This window comes from Pseudomonas sp. MAFF 730105, from assembly GCF_055380705.1.
In genome coordinates, this window is record NZ_AP018438.1 from 3,127,114 (window position 1) to 3,149,074 (window position 21,961).

Consider the following 21,961-nt stretch of genomic DNA (forward strand, 5'->3'; position numbering starts at 1 on the left):
CAGTGAACGCACATTCTGCGTCCGACGCCAATCCCCCTGTGGGAGCGAGCTTGCTCGCGAAGGCGGTTGATCAGTCGACTCTGCAGTGGCTGATCCACCGCCATCGCGAGCAGGCTCGCTGCCACATTGGTTTTTCAGTGAACACACATTCTGCGTCCGACGCCGATCCCCTGTGGGAGCGGGCTTGCTCGCGAAGGCGGTTGATCAGTCGACTCAGCAGTGACTGATCCACCGCCATCGCGAGCAGGCTCGCTCCCACATTGGTTTTTCAGTGAACACACATTCTGCGTCTGGCGCCGATCCCCTGTGGGAGCGAGCCTGCTCGCGATGGCGATCTGTCAGTGTCTTCCTTCAGGCACGCATGCCCTGGAACAGTAGCGCGGTAATCCGCTTGACCTGGGCGGAGTGCGCCTCGATATCCGGTTGTTTCTGGTTGACCAGCCTGAACAGCTGCAAGTGTGAATAGTCGTTCAGCAGAAAGGCGGCCAGCTCGACGTCGAGGTCGGCGCGCAGCTTGCCGGCCTGCTGCAGTTCCTTGATCAAGCCGCTGATTTCAGCCCTGAGCGCATCGTTCATGGCGCGATAACCATCCGGCAGCCCGCCGTCGCCGCCAAACAGAATCAAGGGCAGCAATTCACGCCAGAGGCTGGGGTGCATGACTTCCAGCGCGTAGCCCGTCAGCAGCCGTTCCAGGTAACACAGCGCCTCGACCGGATCCTCTATTTCAGGGACCTGCAACCGAGTGTCCTTGAGCGCGCGCTGGTCGGCCTCGTGGAGGATTTCCAGGATGATCTCCTGCTTGTTGCCGAAGTACTTGAACACGGTAGGGGCTGACACGCCGGCCTGGCCAGCGATCTGCTCGATGGTGGTGTTCTGGAAGCCCTGGCGCTCGAACAGTTCGATCGCTGCCTTGCTGATGGCTTGGCGTCGTTCGGCTTTTTGACGTTCACGCAGTCCGCTCACGGGAGGTCCTTTGTCACTGGAAAAGAGGGCATACAGTGCCCGGGATTCATGCAAAATACTTAACTCGATAAAATATTTAAAGCGTTTATTTAGATACTGGCTTTTTAGTGCGAACGCTCTGCAATGCCCCTTGGATGAAGAGTGCATGGCTAAATGCTACGTAATTTATGACGAGATCAGGCACAAAAGGAGCGCTTACAGATAATTCAGCGAGCAAGTGAGACGGGTAACGTGGCGCACCGTTTCTTCGTAGCGTCTGTTCCTCGGTACGTTCAATGTCGATTAAAAAGAGAACAAGAAAATGACCAGCCCCAGTTTCAAGGATTCGAACGGCCATCTGGCACAGGGCTTCAAGCCTCGTCACGTCACCATGCTATCCATTGCCGGAATCATCGGTGCAGGCTTGTTCGTGGGTTCGGGGCATGCCATTGCGGCAGCGGGCCCGGCGGTGCTGCTGGCTTATCTGTTCTCCGGCCTGTTGGTAGTACTGGTCATGCGCATGCTTGGTGAAATGGCGGTGGCCCGCCCGGACACCGGCTCGTTCTCCACCTATGCCGACCAGGCCATCGGGCGCTGGGCCGGCTTCACCATCGGTTGGCTGTACTGGTGGTTCTGGGTACTGGTGATTCCCATTGAGGCACTGGCCGCCGGGCATGTGTTGAACCAGTGGTTTCCGTCTGTTGATGCCTGGCTGTTTGCTTCGGTATCGATCGTTGCCCTGGCCGTGACGAACCTGTTCAGCGTCTCCAAGTACGGCGAGTTCGAGTTCTGGTTCGCGATGGCCAAGGTCGTCGCGATCATTGGTTTCATTTCCCTGGGATTCGCGGTCCTGATGGGCTGGATTCCCGAGCGGGAAGCCAGCGGCCTGAGCCGCCTGATGGACGAACATGGCGGTTTCGCCCCCAACGGTTTGTCGGCGGTGGTCGGGGCCTTCATCACCATCATGTTCAGCTTCATCGGGACGGAGGCGGTGACGATTGCGGCGGCTGAATCCGATAACCCCGCGCAGAACATTGCCAAGGCGACGCGTTCGGTGATCTGGCGCATTGGCGTGTTCTATCTGTTGTCGATCTTCGTGGTCATCTCCGTGGTGCCATGGAACGATCCGCAGTTGGCTTCGGTGGGCTCCTACCAACGAGCGCTGGAACTGATGAACATTCCCCATGCCAAGTTCCTGGTGGATGCCGTGGTACTGATCGCGGTGGCCAGTTGCATGAACTCCTCGATCTACATCGCCTCGCGCATGCTCTATTCGCTGGGGCGGCGCGGTGATGCGCCAAAGGCCCTGAAGGTGACGTCGGGGGACGGCGTCCCGCGCACAGCGGTGATTGCCAGTACCGTGTTGGGCGCGGGTATCACGCTGTTCAGCTACTTCATGCCCGCCGGGCTGTTCCAGTTCCTGCTCGCCAGTTCCGGCGCCATCGCGTTGCTGGTGTACCTGGCGATTGCCATTTCCCAACTGCGCATGCGCCGGTTGCTGCGTCAGCAGAACGTCGAGCTGACCTTTCGCATGTGGCTGTTTCCCTGGCTGACCTGGTTGGTCATCGTGTTCATCTGCGCGGCGCTGGCGGTGATGATGGTGACGCCGGAGCACCGTAGTGAAGTCAGTTCGACCCTTGGCCTGGCGCTGATCATTTCCTTTATCGGACTGGTCACGTCGCGGCAGCAGCCGCAGGGGGAGAGGGCGGCTTCCCTGGGATAGCCCCAGGGAAAGCTAGATGAAACACTTGTGGCGAGGGGAATCTGTGGCGAGGGGATTTATCCCCGCTGGGCTGCGCAGCAGCCCTCATGCAGAGCATTCATTTGCCGGCGATTTTAAATTGTCTGGTTTGGGGCTGCTTCGCAGCCCAGCGGGGATAAATCCCCTCGCCACAAGAGGCGTTCCATTCCTGATCTGTTTCACCCCTGAAACACCCTTCTGAAACCAGGCTCTCCGCCTGTCACCCTGCCTGCAAACCCTTTCTGCCGATCTGGCACTAACCCGTTCGAGCGTTGTCATTAATTGGCGCCTTGGCGGCGTCACGTCAGCTGTATCGATGGGCTTCTCGAAACGCCTTCGGGCAAAAAAACTCGCGATGGATTGCGTCCTGGACCGACTATATTTTTGCGGGTTGCCATTCTATGGGGCTGCTTCTCGATCCTCGTCACGACATCGATGCTGCGTTATTGAGCTATCGCCGGGTGTTCTGGTCCCTGGCGCTGTTCAGCGGCGTAATCAATCTATTGGTGCTGGTGCCGTCGCTCTACATGATGCAGGTATACGACCGGGTCCTGACCAGTCGCAACGAAACCACTCTGTTCATGCTGACGCTGATCGCCCTGGGGCTGTTCATGTTCAGCGCGTTGATCGAGTGGGTGCGCGGCGAGGTGATGATTCGCATGAGCGCCGGGCTGGACGAGGCCTTGGGCGAGCGGATTTTCGATGCCGCTTTTGCCCGCAGCCTGCGCGAGCACAACGCCAACCCGGCGCAGGTGCTCAGCGATCTGGCGACACTACGGCAGTTGATTACCGGGCAGGGGCTGATCGCTTTGCTCGATGCGCCGTGGCTGCCGATCTTCCTATTGGTGGCATTCATTTTTCATCACTGGTTCGGGGTGTTGACCCTGGTACTCGCCCTGGTGCTGGTCGGCCTGGCGCTGTGGGGCGAACTGGCGACCCGCACGCGCCTGGGCGAAGCCAACCGCCTGGGCGTGCAATCGGCAGCCTACGTCAACAGCACGCTGCACAACGCCGAAGTCATTCAGGCGCTGGGCATGCTCGGGCCGTTGCGCCAACGTTGGAGCCTGCTGCAGCAGCGCATCATTGCTGCCCAGGCCCATGCCAGTGATCGCGGTGCCCGTATCAGCTCGATGACACGGTTTGTACGCATTTCGGGCCAGTCGCTGTCGTTGGGGCTGGGGGCGTTGCTGGTACTGGAAGGCCAGTTATCGGCGGGCATGATGATCGCCATGTCGCTCCTGCTGGGGCGGGCGCTGGCACCCGTGGAGATCGCCATCGGTTCGTGGAAGCAATTCAATGCCGGGCGCCAGAGCTATCAGCGCCTGAGCCTGCTCCTTGCCCAGCATCCCCGTGATCGCCTGCGCATGCCTTTGCCGCCGCCCACCGGTGCGGTGCGCCTGGAGCAGCTGTACGTCGGCCCACCCGGCGCTTCACAGCCGATTCTGCGGGGGATCAATTTCCATCTGGACAAAGGGGAGGTGCTCGCGGTCGTGGGCCCCAGCGCCAGTGGCAAGTCTACCCTCGCCAGGGCGTTGGTCGGTGTATGGCCCCCCCTGGGCGGATCGGTGCGCCTGGACAACGCCGAGATCAGCCAGTGGTCCCATGATGCCCTGGGCCCCCACCTTGGGTATCTGCCCCAGGACATCGAGTTGTTCGACGGCAGCGTGGCCGACAACATCGCCCGCTTCGGCGAGCAGGATGCCGACAAGATCATCGCCGCCAGCCGTCACGCCGGCATCCACGAAATGATCCTGAGGTTTCCCAAGGGCTATGACACGCCGCTGGGTCCCGGAGGGCTCGGTTTGTCCGGCGGACAGAAGCAACGCCTCGGCCTGGCCCGCGCGCTCTATGGGCGCCCGGCGCTGATCGTGCTCGATGAACCCAATTCCAACCTCGATGAAGCCGGTGAGCTGGCCCTGGTGCAGGCCATCGCCGTGCTCAAGGCCGCCGGCAGCACGGTGGTGCTGATTACCCACCGGCCCAGTGTGCTGGCGATGGTCGATCACATCCTTGTGCTCAAGGACGGAACCCAACAGGCATTCGGTCCCCGCGACCGGGTACTCAAGGCGCTGATGCCGGGGCCGCGAGCGGCTGCGGTGAGGGAGGCTGGCGAAGATGCATGATCTGACTCCAAGTCCACACGCGTATAGCGAGCCGGGGAGGAGCCTGCGCAGCGTCAGCCCGTTGCCTGGCGCCAGTACCGATGCCGGCGGTGCGGCGCGCTATGGTGTGGGTTTCCTGGTGCTGGCGTTGGGCGGCGCATTGCTCTGGGCCTGCCTGGCGCCGCTGGACCAAGGTGTTGTCGGCAGCGGCACCGTGGTGGTGGCGGGGGAGCGCAAGGCGGTGCAGTCGCTGGTGGGAGGCGTGGTGGAAAAGCTGCTGGTCAGCGATGGCGATCGCGTCAGCCAGGGGCAGTTGCTGGTGCAGCTCAATACCGTGCAGGCGCAATCGCAGCTGGACGTGACCCTGGGCAAGTTGCTCAACGACCGCAGCATCGAGGCCCGCCTGATTGCCGAGCGTCTGGGCAGCACCGAGATCCAGTGGCCGGAGGACCTGCTGGCCCGTGCTGACGAGCCACGGGTCAAGGCTGCCATGGCATTGCAGAGCCAGTTGTTCCAGAGCCGTCGTGCCGAGTTGGGCAGCCGCTTGCAGATCATCGAGCACGAAGTGGCGGCGCTGGAGCAGCAACTGCTCGGCTACGAGGGAGTCAAGCGCAACTACGACGAGCAGATGCGCTTCCAGCGCCAGGAGTTGGAGGGATTGCGGGACCTGGCGCGTGAAGGTTATGTCCCGCGCAACAAACTTTTCGAGGCCGAGCGCAACGCCGCTCAACTGGCCGGTCAGATTGCTTCCGGGATCGGCGATGTCGGCAGAACCCGTCAGTCGATCAACGAAAGTCGGCTCAAGGCCTTGCAGGCGCAGCAGGAGTTCCGCCGCGATGCCGAGACCCAACTCAGCGAAGTGTCCGCCGAGGCAGCGGGTTACGTGGATCAGATCCGCGCCTTGCAATTCGAAGTCGATAACGGCGCCATCCGCGCGCCGACGTCCGGGCAGGTCATGGACGTGAACATTCACACCGTCGGTGGCGTCGTCCAGGCCAGTCAGACCCTGATGCAAGTGGTCCCGCTGGATGCGCCGATGGCGATCACGGCGCGGTTCGAGCCGCTGATGGCCAACAAGCTGCGGCCGGGGCTGCCGGTGCACGTGCATTTCACGGCGCTGCAGCGGGTGGATACACCGACGGTCACGGGCACGGTCAGTACGGTGTCGGCGGATCAGTTGATCAATGAGCAGACGCACCAGCCGTACTTCTCCGCCAAGGTCGAAATTCCCGCCGACACTGTTGCCTCGCTGCAGGCCGCCGGCTTGTGGGTACGTCCCGGCATGTTGGCGGATGTCACGGTGGTAACCGGCGAACGGACCTTGATGAATTACCTGATGAAACCTTTACGCGAACGCTTGCTGGCTGCCTTCAAGGAGGAATGAGCATGACTGACCGGCGCCTCTATCGCTCCCGCGTCCTGCTGAGTCTGTATACCGGTTGGGTGGCGATCAGCCCCGCATGGGCTGCCGAGGGTGGCCTGAGCCTGACCGCCGCGTACGATGCCTCACGCCTGAATGATCCGACCCTGCAATCGGCCACCCATGCCTTCGATGCTTCCCGGAACGAAGAGGCCATTGGTCGCGGTGGCTTGTATCCGCAGGTATCCCTGACGTCGCGCTACGGTTACGGCGGACGTACCGACGGCGGCGACGACAGGAACTACGTCAACAGCAACGACTACCAGGCGAACAGCGTCACCCTCGCGGCGCAGCAACCACTTTATGACAAGGCTCGCTGGGCGGCCTATCAGGAGGGCAAGGCTCGCGGGCAATTGGGCAGCCAGCAGTTCGATGTCGCCGGCCAGGCCTTGTTCGACCGGGTTGCCAAAGGGTATTTCGACGTGGCCCGGGCCGAGAACGAAATCAAGTTGATCGCCCAACAAAAGGCGGCCATCAATGGGTTGGTCATCCAGAGCAAGAAGCTTTACCAGGGCGGCCAGGGGGCGATCACCGACATCGACGAGGCCCAGGCGCGGCTCGATCTGGTCGAGGCCCAGGAAACGGAGGCCCAGGCCCGCCGGGTGGCAGCATTGCGAGCCCTGTCCGGCCGGGCCAGCGTGCCCATCGACGACATCCAGCCGATGCGCGAGGAACTGCCCCCCGGCAGTCCGATTCCGTCGGAACAGGACCTGGGTTACTGGACGGCCATCGCCCGTGACGCCAGCCCCGAGCTGGCGGCCCGTCTGGCGGCGGTGAAAGTGGCCGAGGCCCAGGCCGACAGCCAGCGTGCCGGGCACTATCCGAGCCTGTCGCTGACCACTCAGTTGACCCGCCGCGAAACCCGTCAATATCAGGAGCTCGATCCGCGCCAGGACACCTATTACGTGGGGGTGCAACTGGATATCCCGTTGTATCGCGGCGGTGCGGTGCGTGCTTCGGTGGCCAAGGCCGAAGCGCAACTGGCCGGTGCCCAGTCGGACTATGACGTGCAGCGTCAACAGTTGGCCGAGAACATCGAAACCGATTACCTCGGCGTGGTGGCCGGGTTCGCCAAGAGCAAGGCGATGCAGCGCGCGGTGGAGTCCAACCAGCGCGCGCTGACATCGACGGAGAAAGGCTTCCAGGGCGGCGTGCGCTCCACGGTGGACATCCTCGATGCCCAGCAGCGGGTGTTCCAGGCCCGTCGGGATCTGCTCAATACCAAGCTCGACATGCTGCAAAGCTATGTCAGCCTGCACACCCACACCGGCCAGATGAACCGCGCGGTGCTGGAGCAGGTGCAGCGGTTGTTCTGATGTTCCGGGTGGGCAGGTTTGTCGAAGGTGCCTGGGTTGCCGTCATCGCGAGCAGGCTCGCTCCCACAAGGGTTCCGGGGTGGCCGCGAGACTCATGCCCACCGCCAATCCCCTGTGGGAGCGAGCCTGCTCGCGATGACGATCTGCCGGTCAGCACCGCTTCCGGACTTGATAGCCCAAGGCCAACCCGGACATTGAGCTATGATGCACACTTTCCCAGCGACCGACCGATTCCCATGACTGCCGTAACCGACACCCTGCTGTACGCCCTCGACACCTGCGACATGCTGATCATCGACGGGCTGCACGCATTCGATTTTTCCCTCGACGAGCAGGACCAGTTGCACGTCGAGTGCATGAACGGCCGCACCCTCGCGCATTGGCGCTTTACGCCTGCGCAGATGCAGGCCGCGACATTCGACCCGGCGTCGAAACACTGGATCATTTCCAGCGATTCGGGCGACCACCACCTGGAGTGCGTGGAAGCGACCAGCGGCCACGACGATGAGGATGACGAACATGAAGATGCGTAGCCTCTGGCCATTGTTGATGGCCGGCAGCGTGGGCGCCATGGGCATGCAGGCCAACGCCGATGAGCACTACCAATTGCTGGTGGGTTCCTACACGGCGGGCCAGAGCCAGGGCGTCTACCGGCTGCAGTTCGACAGCCGTACCGGCCAGCTCGGTGCCAAGCCGTTGCAGGTGATCAAGACGGACAACCCTTCGTGGCTGACCCTTTCCCCCGACATGAGCCGCCTGTTCGTGGTCAACGAAAACGGGCCAGGGCAGAAGGATCCGGTGGGCAAGGTCAGCAGTTACGCCATCGACCCGGCTACCCACGCCCTGAGCCTGATCAATCAGGTGCAATCCCTGGGCAATGAGCCGACCCATTCCAGCCTCAGCGGCGATGGCCGGCATCTGCTGGTCAGCAACTATTCGGTGGTGGAAGATCCGGGCGGTACGCTTGCGGTATTGCCCGTGGGGACCGACGGCAAGTTGTCGCCTGTGGTGCAGTTGAGCAGTCACCAGCCGAGCCGGGTCAACCCCGAGCGGCAGATGTCGGCCCATGTGCATTCGGCGGTGTCATCGCCCGACGGCAAGTACGTGTTCGCCAACGACCTAGGGGCGGACAAGGTGTTCGTCTACCACTACGACCCCAAGGCCAATCCCGAGCTGCCGCTGACCGCCGCCGCCCCGGCATTCGTGCAACTGCCCCCCGGCAGCGGACCGCGTCACCTGCTGTTCAGCGCCGACGGCAAGCACGCCTGGCTGACCCTGGAAATGACCGCGCAAGTGGCGGTGTTCGATTACCAGGACGGTCGCCTGGTCCAGCGCCAACTGGTTGACCTGGCGGCGGGCAAGCCTCAGCCGGCGAGGGCGGCTGCGGCATTGCACGCCTCGAAGGACGGCAAGTTCCTGTACGTCAGCAACCGTGGCACCAGCAACGAAGTGCTGGTATTTGCCATCGATCCGGCGGCCGGCACGCTGAAAGAACTGCAACGCCGCTCCGTGGAAGGCGACCATCCGCGGGAATTCAGCCTCGATCCGAGCGGGAAGTTCCTGTTGGTTGCCAACCAGAAGAGCAATCAGATCGTGGTGTTCGAACGTGATCCAAAGACCGGCCTGCTGGGTAAATCGGTACAGAAACTGCCGATGGATGCGCCGAGCGATGTGAAGTTCATCCAGCGTCAATAGGTCGCAGGCCCCGTTTTTCGGGGCCTGCGCGTTTATATCAACGGGAGTGATATTCGCTAGCATTGCAAAGCATTTCTAGACGAGACGCCTCGGCGCGTAAGTTTGCTTCACGGCCCAACCGGGCAAGCCAGCCAACTGAATCCGAGGAATACCGCCATGAACTTGAACCTCTTCTCCATCATCGCCGCTTCCGCCATCTCTGCCACCGTGGCACTGCCGGCCAATGCCAGCATCGAGATCAGCGACAAGAAGAATCGTACCCAGAGCTACACCGAGAAATACCTGCAACAGAGCGCCAACTTCTACGCCGCCCTGGATCACAAGACCCAGCACTGAGCGCGCCGGAACGACTGAAGCCTGCGATCTTTTCGTCTCGACAGGGAGAGAAAAGATCGCAGGCTTCGTCATTTTCATCAGGCGCTTCAGCGTGTTCTGAAAATCCCACTGTAATATCACATAGCCATGTGTTTAAATTTGACGCTGAAAAATTGACTCCTTTCTTCCATAAGGATCGACACCATGGCGATGCGTCTGGCAATGATGCTGCTGTTTCTCTATTCCACCCCGATCGTCTCGGCTGCCCAGCCGGTCCCCGACGAGCCGGAAGCGGCGCGTGAGCGACTGCTGAGTTTGCTTCAAGACTGATCAGGTGAATCAGTCAAGCCACAGTTCCTGTGGGAGCGAGCCTGCTCGCGATAGCGGCGCTACAGTCAACATTGATGCAGGCTGACCCACCGCTATCGCGAGCAGGCTCGCTCCCACAAGGTCCACAGGTGTTCAACCGCCTTACTTGACCTCCACCGTACTCAACCCATTCCCCTGACGCTGGACCCGAATCTGCACGGGGATCCGTTCGTGCATTTCCTGCACATGGGAGATCACCGCGACCTTGCGGCCCTGAGCCTGCAAGCCGTCGAGGGCGTCCATCGCCAGTTGCAGGGACTCGGGGTCGAGGCTGCCAAAGCCCTCGTCGATGAACAGCGACTCGATCCTCAGGGTACTGGACGCCATCGAGGCCAGGCCCAGCGCCAGGGCGAGGGAGACCAGGAAGGTTTCACCACCAGACAATGAATGCACCGAACGCAGTTCATCGCCCATTTCCGTATCCAGCACCAGGAGCCCGAGCATGCTGCCGCCGCGCTTGAGCCGGTAGCGCCGCACCAGTTGTCGCAACTGGACGTTGGCGTGGTGCACCAGCAAATCGAGGTTGTAGGCCTGGGCCAGTTTGCGGAAGCGATCGCCGGTGGCCGAACCGATCAGTGCATCCAACCGGGCCCAGCGTTGGTACTCGGCATAGGCCTGCTCGATTTGCAGGGCCAGAGCCTGGTTGGCGCTTTGCCGGCGTTGGTCTTCTGCCTGTTCGGCACGCAGTTCGGCACAGTGTTGTTCGCTGGCGGAAAATTGCTGTTGCAGTTGGGTGAGGGCATCGGCCAGTTGTTCAGGCGACAGGTTGCCATTGTGCTGGGCCTGATGACTGTGCAGGCGCTTTTCCCGTTCGGTCAGCAGTACGCGGGCCTGTTCGATGGCTTTTTCGCTATTGAGCAATCGCTGGCGCAACTGGCCGACCTGTTGCTCATCGAGAGCGAGCAGGGCTTCAAGGGAGGCGTCGTCCAGTTCGGGATGGGAAGTGCGCCATTGGGCGATACCGGCGGCCAGTGCCTGATGTTCAGCTTCCAGGGACTGTGCCTGCTCTTGTCGGGCTTTGAGTTCGGCGGCCAGTTGCACCAGGCTGTTGCGTAACTCGTGCAATTGCTGATTGGCCGTTGCCTCGGCAGTGCGCGCCTGTTCCAGGGCCTGGTCGAGTTGTTGCTGCCACTGTTCGGCGCTGCGGTGTTCGCCGAGTAATTGCGTGAGGGTCTGCTGGCAAGCCTGTTGTTGTTCGGTCAGGCCCTTGAGTTGTTGTTGCGCCGACTCCAGTTGCTGGGCGCGAGTCTGTTGGCGGTCCTGCTCCTTTTCCAGGGTCTGCTGACGCTGGAGCTGTTCGCTGAGCTCGTCGCGCTGCTGTTCCAGTTGTTCCAGGCGCTGGGCAATCTGCTGGTCGAGCTGCATGAATGTCGCGGCCGGCTCGGTGCGCAGGGCTTGCAAGGTGTCGGCCGGCAACAGGCTGCTGAAGTGGCTCAGTTCGTCGTCCAGGCGTCGGCGATCCCGGTCCAGTTCTTGTTGCTGATTGCTCAAGTGCAGTGACGCCTGTTGGCTCGCCGTTTCAGCATTGCGCAGGTGCTGGGTCAGGCGGGCTGCGTCCTGCTGCAGGGTCATTAGGGCGGTTTGTCGCTGCTCGTCCTGGGTGATGCGCTGGTGCAGTTGGGTGTTTTGCTGGATCAGCCAGGCATCGCGCTTGACAGTGTCCTGCGCCAGCAGTTGCGCGGACAGTAGATGGGCTTCCAGGCTGGGGGCCAGGTCCTGTTGCTGGGCTGCCAGTTGTTCCTGTTGCTGTTTCAGCTCCTTGAGCTGGGCCATGACACCGCTGTACTGCGCACGTAGATCGATGACTTTTTCATTGAGCAGGTCGACGGTTTTGCGGGCGCTGGCCTCTTCGTGTTCATCGTGGCGGCCGAGGCTTTGCAGCAGTGCTTCAGGCTGATGATAGGGATGCTCGACGCTGCCGCACACCGGGCAAGGCTGGTCGTCCTGTAGCTGTGCACGCAATTGCTCGACGCTTTCGCTGCGGGCCAGCCGTTGGCGCGCCAGCAGTTCGCGGGTTACGGTCAGGGTCTGTTCGGCAACCGCCAGCTCGGCCTTGGCTTCGCCGCCTTCGCGCACCAGTCGGTCGCGCTCCTGCAACGCCTGCTGCTGGCGTTGTTCAAGCTCGGCGCCACGTTTGTCCAGCGCTTGCTGGCTGGACCACAACCGCGTGAGGTCCTCGAAGGCCCGTTGTTGCTTGCGATTATCTTGCAGCAGAGTGCCGAGCAGTTGGATCTGTTCGGCCACGGCTTCGGGTTCGGCGCCGGCTTCCTTGTAAAGCACCTCAAGCTCTTGCCGACGGGCCACCAGTTCCTCGGCGGCGCGGGTGGCATTGTGTTCCAGCACAGCGAGTTCGGCCTGGCCCTTGTTCAGGCGATTACCGATCAGCATCAACTGTTGGAGGCGATCACGGTAGGCGTTCCAGGCATCGCTCAGTGGCGCGAGGTGGGTGCTCTGCTCAAGCTCGCCGGCGATGCGTTGCAAGCGCGCGGCCACTTGGTTTTGCTGTTCGAGCAGGGTGTCGATCGTACGCTGGCCATCCGTGCAGGCCAGTTGTGCCTGCGTCTGGCGCTCGGCGGCCTGATTGGCCTCCTTGATCAGGCGGGCGAGGGTGTTCTGTTCCTCAAAGGCCTGGCGCAGCAACGGCGCGTTGTCCGTGCTTTGTTGACGGGCTGCGGCCAGCGCCTGTTGTGCTGCGGCCAGGCTTTTTTCCAGTTGCGCCTGCTGTTCATTCAGGTCGATCTGCTGCTGGTCGAGCTGTTGGATCTGGACCGTCAGCGGCGCCAGGAGCCGGATCAGTTCCGACTGGCGAATGAACTGATGACGCTGGGGAGCCAGTTGCTCCAGACGGGTCAGCTTCAGGCGCTCGTCCGCCAGTGCGTTCCAGTCGGCCTCGGCTTGCTGCAGTTGTTCGGCGGCGCTGGCGTGCTCTTCCTGCAACTGTCGCAGGTCCTTGAGCCAGGTGTGTTGCAACTCCAGTTGCTTGAGTTGTGCCTGTTGGGTCTTGAGCTGTTGCTGGGCTTCGTCGAAGCGCGCGTCCAACTCGGCCCGGGCCTCGGGGGACAGCGGCGTGACGCCGGTGGCCTGGTCCTGCAACTGCTTGTGGCTTTCCTTGGCCTGCTTGGCCTTGTCGAATGCGCGGCGGCCGAGGCGGGTATACAGGGCGGTGTCGGTGAGTTTTTCCAGCAGTTCGCTGCGGTCGTTGTCGTCGGCCTTGAGGAATGCGCTGAACTCACTCTGGGCCAATAACACGGCGCGGGTGAACTGTTCGAAGTTCAGGCCCAACGCAGCTTCGAGCTGAGCCTTGTACTCGCCTTTCTGACTCGCCAACAACTGGTCGTTGTCCAGGTCCCGCAGGCTCTGGCGACTGGCCTGTAACTTGCCACCGGCCTTTTCCCGGGCGCGATTGGCTTCCCAGCGGGCGCGATAACGGCGCCCGTCTATGCCGCGGAAATCCACTTCCGCGTAACCATCGCCGGTGCCGCGGCGCAGCAACGTGCGGGGGTCACCGGTGGCGATTTCACCGTCGGCGTCCGGCACCTTGGCATCGCGCCCGGTGTTGTTGAGGCGCGGCACGGCACCGAACAACGCCAGGCACAGGGCATCGAGCAAGGTGCTTTTGCCGGCGCCGGTAGGGCCGGTTATGGCGAACAGGCCGGCGCTGGCCAGGGGCTCGGCGGTGAAGTCGATGTCGAAAGGACCGGCCAGGGAGGCGAGGTTCTTGAGGCGGATCGCGAGGATCTTCATGGTTGCTCGCTCTCCATCTGGACGTCTTGCAGCAGCACGGCAAAATCCTTGAGGGTCTGCTCATCCACTTCGTCGCCATAGGTGTCCTGCCAGGCCCGGCTGAACAGTTCCTGTGGGCTCAGTTGATCCAGCTCGATCAAGGCCGCGTCGTCATCGGCACTCGCAGCACTGCCGTGGCCCGCGTATTCGGCGGCGATCCGCACCAGCCGCACCGCCTTGCCTTGCAGCGCGGTTTCCACCTGATTGCGCAGGTCCGGCTGGGGTTCGTCGAGGCGCACCCGGACTTCCAGCCAGGGTTGCCGCTGGACGTCGGCCAGCAGGTCGACGTCCGGCAGGTCCTTGAGTTGCCCGAGGATCTCGGCCAGTGGTGCCGGGCCCAGGCGTTGCAGGTTGACGGCCCGGGGAATCAGTCGCGGCTCGACCTTGACCAGGGTGTCGCCGTCCAGGGTGACGTCGAGGATCTGATGCGGGTAGCCGATTTCCGAGAACGACAGCGGAATCGGCGAGCCGCTGTAGCGGATGCGTTCCTCGCCGTTGACCTTCTGCGGTTTGTGCAGGTGGCCGAGGGCGACGTAGCTGATGCTCGGGCCGAAGAGACTGGCGGGCAGGGCTTCGGCATTACCGATGATCAGGCTGCGCTCCGAGTCCTCGGACACCGAACCGCCGGCCATGTGCGCATGGCTGACGGCGATCAGCGCCTGGCCCTTCTTGCGCTTGCCGTTGGCGGCGGCGATCAGCCATTCGTGGACCTGGCCGATGCCCCGCAGGTAGTCATCGCCCAGTTGCGCGCCAGTCACTTCGGCGGGGCGCAGAAACGGCAGGGCGAGGCACCACGCCTTGATCTTGCCCTTGGCATCGGGCAAGGGCAGCAGCAGGCGTTCGACGTCCAGTTGCCCGTCGTCCAGCCACAACACCCGGCCGAGGGCGTGGGTACGCAGCCGTCGCATCAGTGGCGCGGGCAGCTCGATCCTCGAGCCGGAATCGTGGTTGCCGGCGATCATCACGATGGTCAGGTCGGGGTGCTGTTCATGGGCGCTGACGATGAAGTCGTACAGCCGCTCCTGGGCTTTGACCGGCGGGTTGACCGTGTCGAAAATATCGCCGGCGATCAGCAGGACATCGGGTTTTTCGCTGGCCAACTGGCGCAGCAGCCATTCGAGGAAGCACGCGTGTTCGAAATCGCGCTCCTGGCCATGCAGGCTTTGCCCCAGGTGCCAGTCGGAGGTGTGGAACAGACGCAAGGCAAACTCCAGAAAACAGGTGATGGCCGCGGGTGAAGACGGCGGCTGGAAAGATGCAGAGTTTACTGGGAAGAACCGACCTTGTGGCGAGGGGATAAATCCCCTCGCCACAAGGGCCGGTGTTTATTTCGGGTAGAGCGGTGGCAACCCACTGTCACCCAACGGGTCCTGGGAGCGCTCGGCGGCGGGAATGGCCCGAATGGCGCGCCACAGGTCTTCGCCTTGCCAGTGCTGGCCGGTCTCGCTGTAGAGTGCGCCGTTGAGGCCATCCAGGGCGTCGGACAGCGGCACGAAGCGCGCGGCCATATCGGCCAGGGTTTCCGGCTGCTGGCGGGCCCAGGCGTCGAGTGCCTGGCGGGTGGCGTGGGGGTCGTTGGCCAGGCAGGTACGCTTGAGGTCGTCCAGCAGGGTGCGTGGGCTCGGTCCGGCCTGGGCCGCGCGCAGGATCGCCGGCTGCGAGCGCGCGCGCCACCAGAGACCAAAACCGAGCAGCGTCGTGCAGGCCAGGAGAAACGAGCTCAGTTGCCAGTACCACAAGGTTTCGTTGTCGACAGTGGTCACGATCTGCGGCGTGCCCGTTGGTGTATCCACCATCAGGCTCGGGTTGTTTGCCACTTGCAGGGTTCGCGCCGGGAGGCTGGTGCGGTCCAGGTGATTTTCCAGGGTGTTCCACCAGATCACTTCAACGGGCGGCAGCTCGATGGTGCCGCTGCGGTTCGGCACCAGTGCCTCGCGGTCTTCACGGCTGCCCACCAGCCCGCGTTCGCTGCTGCGGCTGCTCAGCACCGGCTGGTCGGGATAGCGCCGCAGGCCGTTGATTTCCGTGGCCGGCAGGGGGGGAGTTGGGCGCTGGCCAGGCCTTCGGCTTCAAGGGTCAGGCTGCGGGTCAGGGAATCACCGACCTGGCTGTGGGTCGGTTCCGGGCTCCAGCTCTCGCTCAAGGACAGGCTGCGCGCCGGCAGCCATGGCACATTGGCCGGGTAGCTGGCCGGCTTGGGGTCGACGGTCAGCCGCAGTTGTGTCGAGCTGACGCGCATCAACTGGCCGGGCTTCGGCCCCGACGGCGCCGAGTCCTGGGTCACGGGCTCGACCAGGGTGGCGCTGAACGTCTGGGCCGGGATCGTCAGTTCGCCGCTGCGTTGCGGATAGATGCCGTAACGCAGTTCGATCACGCCGTGGCGCACGTCGTTGATGACTTTTTCATAGGTGCGGGACTCGCCCAACTGTTCGGCGCGTGCATCGGGAATGTGCAAGGGCGTCAGGCTGCTGTCGTCGTACAGCGACACCGAATGGTAGATGCGCAGGGTCAGGATCGCCTGGGCCTGTACATACACGTGACTCTGGTCGAGGCTGGCCTCGATGAATATCGGTGCCAGGGTTCCGGCCGCGTTGCGGGTCTCGCTTTCGATCACTTGCAGGGTGATCGGCTGGCTGGACACTTCGCCCAGATGCACGGCGGGAATCACCACGGTTCCGCTCTGGCGTGGCAACAGGGTCACGATCCAGCGCGTGGTTGCGCGGTTTTCGCCGTCCAGGGTGGTCAACTGGTTGACCTGGCGGGTGCCGCGCACATCGAACAGCGACTGCAGCGGGCTCAGGTCAGGCTTGCCGAACAGCGTGGCATCGGTGGATTCCAGGGTCAGCTCTACCGTTTCCCCGGAGTTCAGGCGGCTGCGATCCACGCTGGCCGTCAACTGCGCTGCCTGGGCGGCGCCGATCCAGAACAGCAAGACAAGGAACTGGGCGGTGAAGCGGATCATTGGGTTTTTCCCTGGGCCTGATGGCTTTGCTGTTCATACCAGAATTTTCGCCTGAGCAGCTCGCCCGGATTATCCGGGATCTGGCGCAGCCATTGCTCCAGCGCTTGATGCTGTTCTTCTTCGTTGCGCTGGCCGGCGGCGGGACGCAACGGTGGGGTGGTGGTCTGCTCGTCGGGCAACTCGCTGCCCGGTACGTCCTGTTCGCCCACCGCAGGCTTGTGGGGCGCCTGGGTTTCATCCTGCGCCGTGGTTGTCTCGGCAGCGGGCGATTCGGTTTCCGAAGGTTGGGATGGCGTACCGGCGTTCGGCGATTGCTCGGCGGGGCCCGGCTCTTCGCTTTCGGCTGGCTTGGATTCATCCGGTGGCGGTGTCTGTTCCTTCAACAGGCTTTCCACCAGGGCTTTGTTGGTTTGCGCCGGGCGCAGGTCCGGTTGCAACTCCAGGGCCTGTTCATACGCATCCAGCGCGGCCTCCAATTCGCCACTCTTGGCCAACGCGTTACCCCGATTGTAATGCGCGCGGGCGTCGTTGCCTTCGGCAAAGCGTCGGGCGGCCTCGCCATAGGCGCCGGCTTCGTACAGGGCCACCCCTTGCCACTGGCTGTCTTCGAAGTGCTCGGCGGCCTCGGCCGGGCGCTTCTGTTTGAGCAGATGCTGGCCCTGCTGGTCGGGGCGTAACCACAGGTCCTGGAATTCGAAGGCATGGCCGGTCTGCGGCAAGGCGAACAGCAGCGGCAAGCAGAACAGCCAGCCTCGACGCCCGGCACAGGCGGCCAGCAGCAACAGTGGCAGGAGCAACCAATAACCCTGATCGGCCCAGGTGTCCAGGCGCAGGGTCTGGCCGTCGCTGCGCAGATGGCGCGGGCCGGCCAGCAGTCCAAGGCCTTTCAGGTCGCTATCGTCCAGGCGTGCCGGGCGGTAACGGCCGTCCAGTTCGTTGGCGAAGGATTTGAGGCTTGGGCTGTCCAGGCGCGGCAGCAGGATCGCACCTTGGTCATCCTTGAGGTAGCTGCCATCGCTCTGGGCTATCGGAGCGCCTTCCCGGGTACCGATGCCCAGCATCAACAAGCGCGTGGCGGAGCCGTCGAGCACCTGGTGAATGCCTTGGCGTTCCTGCTCGTTCAACGACGAACCGATCCACAGGATCCGACCATGGCCCAGCCCGCCCTGGTCCAGCAGAGCCATGGCCTTGTTGATCGCCAGGTCGGCGCGATGGCCGCTTTGCGGCATGATCGACGGCGCCAGGGCTTCGAGCAGGTTGGTGCTGGTGGACAGGTCGTCGGACAGCGGCACCAGGGTATGGGCGCTGCCGGCATAGACAATGATCGCCGTCTGCGCATCGCTGCGGTTATGCAGCAGGTCCAGCAGCTTGCGCCGAGACTGCTCCAGGCGGGTAGGTGGAACGTCGGTGGCGAGCATTTCCGGCGTCAGTTCCAGCACCACCACCAGCGGGTCGGCGGGTTTCTGGCTGGTCTGTTCGACCCGCGCCCAGCTTGGCCCCAGCAATGCCAGCACCATCAGCAACCAACCCAGGCCCAGAGCGATCCAGGGCAGTCGGCTTTCCCGGCCGCTGCCGCCACTGAGTAGCACGGCATGGAACGCCGGGGGCAGGATCATCTGCCAGCGGCCCACCCGTTTCTGCCGATGCCACAGTTGCCAGAGCAACCAGCCCAGCAGGGGCAGCAGCAACACGAAAGCGGGGCGCAGCCAGTGCGGCCAGAGCGCGATCATCGGCGCCTCCGCAAACGCAGGCGCTTGAGGCGTTGGCGCCATTCGGCGTGGTGGGCCGGTTGGAACAGCGGCTGGTTGAACAGGCGTTGCAACGGGTTGTCCGGCCAGCGTTCCCGGGCCACCAGCAACACGCTCAACAACAGCGCAACGGCCAGCGGCCACTGATAGAGCGCCTGGGCGGGACGGGCCTGGGTCGGTTGCTGGGTCACCGGTTCGAGTTGGTCGAGGGTGTTCTTGATCGCCAACAGTTGCTCTCCGTCCTGGGCGCGAAAGTAGCGGCCGCCGGTGGCGTGGGCGATGTCCTTGAGTGTCGGCTCGTCGAGGTCCAGGCTCGGATTGACGCCGAGAAAACCCGCGGTGCCGCTTTGCTCCGGATCGGCACCGATGCCGATGGGATAAATTTTCACGCCTTCATCGGCGGCCAGCCGGGCGGCGGTCAACGGGTCGATCTCGCCCCCGTTGTTGGCGCCATCGGTGACCAGGATCAGCACGCGGCTGTGAGCCGGGCGCTGGCGCAGGCGTTTGAGGGCCAGGCCGATGGCGTCGCCGATGGCGGTGTTCTTGCCGGCGATGCCGATGCGCGCTTCGTCGAGCCAGCGCCGTACCGTGTGGCGGTCGAACGTGAGCGGGGCCTGCAGATAGGCCTGGCTGCCGAACAGGATCAGGCCGACCCGGTCGCCTTCGCGGCTTTCGAGAAAATCCCCGAGCATGTGCTGGACCAGCGTCAGGCGGCTGACTTCTTCGTCCTTCCACTGCATGTCGGGGAAGTCCATGGAACCCGAGACATCCACCGCCACCAGCAGGTCACGGCCGCTGGCGGCAATCGGCAGCGGCTCTCCCAGCCATTGCGGGCGAGCGGCGGCAATCAGCAACAGCAGCCAGAGCAGGATGAAGGGCGCCTGCTGACGCCAGCTCGGCAAACTGGTCCGGGCCCGACGTCCGACGAGGCCTTCCAGGTCTTCGAGGAAGCTGACCTTGAGCATCGACTCGCCGCTGTCGGCCGCCGGCAGCACCAGGCGCATCAGCCAGGGCAGCGGCAACAGGGCAAAAATCCACGGCCAGGCGAACTCAAACATGCTTTCGAATCCAGATTTCAACGGCTTGGGTCAGGCCGGCGATAGCCTTGTCATCCAGCTTGCATTCGGGTTTGTAGGCGCCTTCGACCAACACCATCCAGCGGGTCAGGCCGGCCGCCGGGCAGCGGTTATCCAGGAAGGCCAACCACTTTCGTCCATTGAGGGTGTGGCTCTGGCTGTAGGGATAGTGGTTGCGGCACAGGCGCTTGAGCAGTCCGTTGAGTTGTTGCAGCCAGGCACCGGCCGGTGCGCCGTCATAGGGTTTGGGCAGCAGCGCCAGTTCGGCCAGGGCGGCCAGGCGCACCGGGTCCAGGGGCTGCTCGGTGCGGGCGGTGGTGCGCTTGACGGGAAGGAACCGGCGCAGGTGCCATAGGCCCAGGCCCAGCAGCGGCAGCAACAAAAGCAGTAGCCACCAGCCGGGCGCGGGGGGCCAGAACCCGACGGGAGGGGGCGCTATCAGCGGCTGCAACTGATCGAGGCTGCTCATCGGCTTTTCCCCGTTCGGCCGGGATTCAGGTATTCGCGCAGTTGTTCGACCATGTCGCCCTGGGTGCTGAGGGGCAGCATAAGGATTCGCAACTTCTGCGCCAGCCACTCCCAGCGCGCCTGGCGTGCCTCGGCCTGGGCCCGATAGGCCTGGCGCAGTTCGACGTTCAACGTGTCGAGTTCCAGCTGCGCGCCGCGCTGGGCGAAACGCAGCAACCCGGCAGCGGGGAGGGCGTGGTCCAGCGGGTCCGACAGCGGCAGCAGCAACAGGTCGCAGTGACGGGACAGCAGGCTCAGTTGCTGCTCGGCGCTGTCGGACAGCGCACGTTCGTCGCAGATCACGATGACCAGGCTGCCGGGGCGCAGTACCTCGCGGGCCCGGCGCAGGGCAACACCGAATGAATCGCGGTCCGGCTCGCTTTCGGTGTGCAGCGACTGATTGACCCGCACCAGGCGGTTGAGCAGTTGCAACAGGCTCTGCTTGCTGCGCCGTGGCTTGACCTCGTAATGGGTGTTGTTGCCGAACACCAGCCCGCCGACCCGGTCGTTATGCCCCAGCGCGGCCCAGCCGATGAGGCTGGCGGCCTGGGCGGCAAGCACGGATTTGAACACCTGCCCCGAACCGAAGAACAGGCGATGGCTCTGCTCGATCATGATGAAGATCGGCCGTTCCCGCTCTTCATGGAACAGTTTGGTGTGGGGCTCCTGGGTCCGGGCAGTGACGCGCCAGTCGATGGTGCGCACGTCGTCGCCGGCCTGGTAGACCCGCACCTGGTCGAAGTCCACCCCGCGCCCGCGCAGCTTGGAGTGGTGCAGGCCGATCAGCGGGCTGCGCTGGCCCGGCGTCGAGAACAATTGCACTTCGCGCACGCGATGGCGCATCTCGATCAGCTCCGAAAGGCTGACGCGGATGCCCGGTGCAGGCGCGAGTGGGTTATTCATGACTCATGCTCAAGCGACAGCGACGACGTCGAGAATCCGCTGCACGACCCGGTCCTGATCAATGCCCGCGGCTTCCGCTTCGAACGACAGGATGATGCGATGGCGCAGCACGTCGAACAGCACGGCCTGGATGTCCTCCGGGCTGACGAAGTCCCGTCCGGCCAGCCAGGCGTGGGCGCGGGCGCAGCGGTCCAGGGCAATCGAGCCCCGTGGACTGGCGCCGTAGGCGATCCATTCGGCCAACTCCGGGTCGAACTTGGCCGGGGTGCGGGTCGCCATGACCAGCTGTACCAGGTATTCCTCCACGGCGTCGGCCATGTAGAGGCCGAGGATTTCCTTGCGGGCAGAGAAGATCGCCTGTTGGCTCACCCGACGCTCCGGCGTGGTTTCGCCGTGCAACGCTTCGCCCCGGGCCTGTTGCAGGATGCGGCGTTCCACGGCGGCATCCGGGAAACCGATCTTGACGTGCATCAGGAACCGGTCGAGCTGGGCTTCGGGCAGCGGATAGGTGCCTTCCTGCTCAATCGGGTTCTGCGTGGCCATGACCAGGAACAGCGGTGACAGCTCATAGGTGCTGCGCCCGACACTGACCTGCCGTTCGGCCATCGCTTCGAGCAAGGCCGACTGGACCTTGGCCGGGGCACGGTTGATTTCGTCCGCCAGCACCAGGTTGTGGAAGATCGGTCCCTGCTGGAACACGAAGCTGCCGGTTTCCGGACGGTAGATTTCCGTGCCGGTGATGTCGGCGGGCAGCAGGTCGGGGGTGAACTGGATGCGGTGGAACTGCGCCTCGACGCCTTCGGCCAACTCCTTGATGGCCTTGGTCTTGGCCAGGCCCGGCGCGCCCTCTACCAACATGTGGCCGTCGGCGAGCAAGGCGATGAGCAGGCGCTCGATGAGTTTTTCCTGGCCGAGGATCTGCGTTGAAAGAAAGGTTCGCAGCGCAAGCAGCGCTTCACGATGTTCCATCGGTGACGGTTCCTGGAAAGGGTGGCCCAGGGCGTTCGGATAACGCCGGGGCTGGGGGCGTTACTTTAATGCATGGCGGGGGGTGGCGACTAACGGGATTTTGATCGGGTGTT

16 protein-coding genes and 1 pseudogene are annotated in these 21,961 nt (G+C 63.5%); 8 read left to right on the forward strand and 9 right to left on the reverse strand.

Annotated elements, in window-relative coordinates; genetic code table 11:
* Window positions 1-351: 351 nt before the first annotated feature.
* The gene (locus PCOSP_RS13805) at window positions 352-963 is read right to left on the reverse strand and encodes a TetR/AcrR family transcriptional regulator (protein WP_464711741.1); all 612 of its coding nucleotides are present in this window, start codon (window positions 961-963) and stop codon (window positions 352-354) included.
* A gap of 301 nt (window positions 964-1,264) precedes the next feature.
* Here PCOSP_RS13805 and gabP point away from each other — a divergent pair, with 301 nt between their 5' ends.
* The 8 genes from gabP (at window position 1,265) to PCOSP_RS13845 (ending at window position 9,861) form a co-directional block, all read left to right on the forward strand.
* A complete protein-coding gene (gabP, locus tag PCOSP_RS13810; protein WP_139649944.1) occupies window positions 1,265-2,665 on the forward strand; it encodes a GABA permease in 1,401 nt (466 codons plus the stop codon).
* A 419-nt stretch (window positions 2,666-3,084) separates the two neighbouring features.
* Window positions 3,085-4,806, forward strand: a complete 1,722-nt coding sequence (locus PCOSP_RS13815; protein WP_139649943.1) for a type I secretion system permease/ATPase — start codon at window positions 3,085-3,087, stop codon at window positions 4,804-4,806.
* Window positions 4,799-6,169, forward strand: coding sequence for an HlyD family type I secretion periplasmic adaptor subunit (locus tag PCOSP_RS13820; RefSeq protein WP_175362825.1), 1,371 nt, complete (start codon window positions 4,799-4,801; stop codon window positions 6,167-6,169). The genes PCOSP_RS13815 and PCOSP_RS13820 overlap by 8 nt, the downstream gene beginning before the upstream one ends.
* Before the next feature lie 2 nt (window positions 6,170-6,171).
* A complete protein-coding gene (locus tag PCOSP_RS13825) occupies window positions 6,172-7,521 on the forward strand; it encodes a TolC family outer membrane protein (RefSeq protein ID WP_139649939.1) in 1,350 nt (449 codons plus the stop codon).
* Between the two features lie 236 nt (window positions 7,522-7,757).
* Entirely contained in the window at window positions 7,758-8,054 is a 297-nt protein-coding gene (locus PCOSP_RS13830; RefSeq protein WP_464711745.1) for a DUF5629 family protein, read from the forward strand.
* Entirely contained in the window at window positions 8,041-9,216 is a 1,176-nt protein-coding gene (locus tag PCOSP_RS13835; protein ID WP_175386658.1) for a lactonase family protein, read from the forward strand. Before PCOSP_RS13830 ends, PCOSP_RS13835 begins: the two co-directional genes overlap by 14 nt.
* A 156-nt stretch (window positions 9,217-9,372) precedes the next feature.
* Window positions 9,373-9,552: a hypothetical protein gene (locus PCOSP_RS13840; RefSeq protein ID WP_024779691.1), complete on the forward strand. Its 180-nt coding sequence runs from the start codon at window positions 9,373-9,375 to the stop codon at window positions 9,550-9,552.
* A gap of 183 nt (window positions 9,553-9,735) precedes the next feature.
* Window positions 9,736-9,861, forward strand: a complete 126-nt coding sequence (locus PCOSP_RS13845) for a hypothetical protein (protein ID WP_257225734.1) — start codon at window positions 9,736-9,738, stop codon at window positions 9,859-9,861.
* Between the two features lie 141 nt (window positions 9,862-10,002).
* On the opposite strand, the gene PCOSP_RS13850 is transcribed toward PCOSP_RS13845, so the two are convergent.
* The 8 genes and pseudogenes from PCOSP_RS13850 to PCOSP_RS13885 form a co-directional block, all read right to left on the reverse strand.
* Window positions 10,003-13,644 carry an AAA family ATPase gene (locus PCOSP_RS13850; protein WP_464711747.1) on the reverse strand — a complete coding sequence of 1,214 codons (3,642 nt, stop codon included), beginning with the start codon at window positions 13,642-13,644 and terminating at the stop codon, window positions 10,003-10,005.
* Complete coding sequence (locus tag PCOSP_RS13855; protein WP_139649929.1) at window positions 13,641-14,885, reverse strand: exonuclease SbcCD subunit D C-terminal domain-containing protein; 1,245 nt, start codon at window positions 14,883-14,885, stop codon at window positions 13,641-13,643. Before PCOSP_RS13855 ends, PCOSP_RS13850 begins: the two co-directional genes overlap by 4 nt.
* Window positions 14,886-15,008: 123 nt before the next feature.
* Window positions 15,009-16,645 (reverse strand): annotated as a pseudogene (locus PCOSP_RS13860) (BatD family protein).
* Window positions 16,642-18,375, reverse strand: a complete 1,734-nt coding sequence (locus PCOSP_RS13865) for a VWA domain-containing protein (protein ID WP_464711749.1) — start codon at window positions 18,373-18,375, stop codon at window positions 16,642-16,644. The pseudogene PCOSP_RS13860 and the gene PCOSP_RS13865 overlap by 4 nt, the downstream one beginning before the upstream one ends.
* Window positions 18,372-19,451 carry a vWA domain-containing protein gene (locus PCOSP_RS13870; protein WP_139649922.1) on the reverse strand — a complete coding sequence of 360 codons (1,080 nt, stop codon included), beginning with the start codon at window positions 19,449-19,451 and terminating at the stop codon, window positions 18,372-18,374. Before PCOSP_RS13870 ends, PCOSP_RS13865 begins: the two co-directional genes overlap by 4 nt.
* Complete coding sequence (locus PCOSP_RS13875) at window positions 19,444-19,938, reverse strand: DUF4381 domain-containing protein (RefSeq protein ID WP_464711751.1); 495 nt, start codon at window positions 19,936-19,938, stop codon at window positions 19,444-19,446. The genes PCOSP_RS13870 and PCOSP_RS13875 overlap by 8 nt, the downstream gene beginning before the upstream one ends.
* Entirely contained in the window at window positions 19,935-20,879 is a 945-nt protein-coding gene (locus PCOSP_RS13880; RefSeq protein WP_139649920.1) for a DUF58 domain-containing protein, read from the reverse strand. The genes PCOSP_RS13875 and PCOSP_RS13880 overlap by 4 nt, the downstream gene beginning before the upstream one ends.
* Before the next feature lie 9 nt (window positions 20,880-20,888).
* Window positions 20,889-21,848: an AAA family ATPase gene (locus PCOSP_RS13885; protein ID WP_024779683.1), complete on the reverse strand. Its 960-nt coding sequence runs from the start codon at window positions 21,846-21,848 to the stop codon at window positions 20,889-20,891.
* Between the last annotated feature and the right edge of the window lie 113 nt (window positions 21,849-21,961).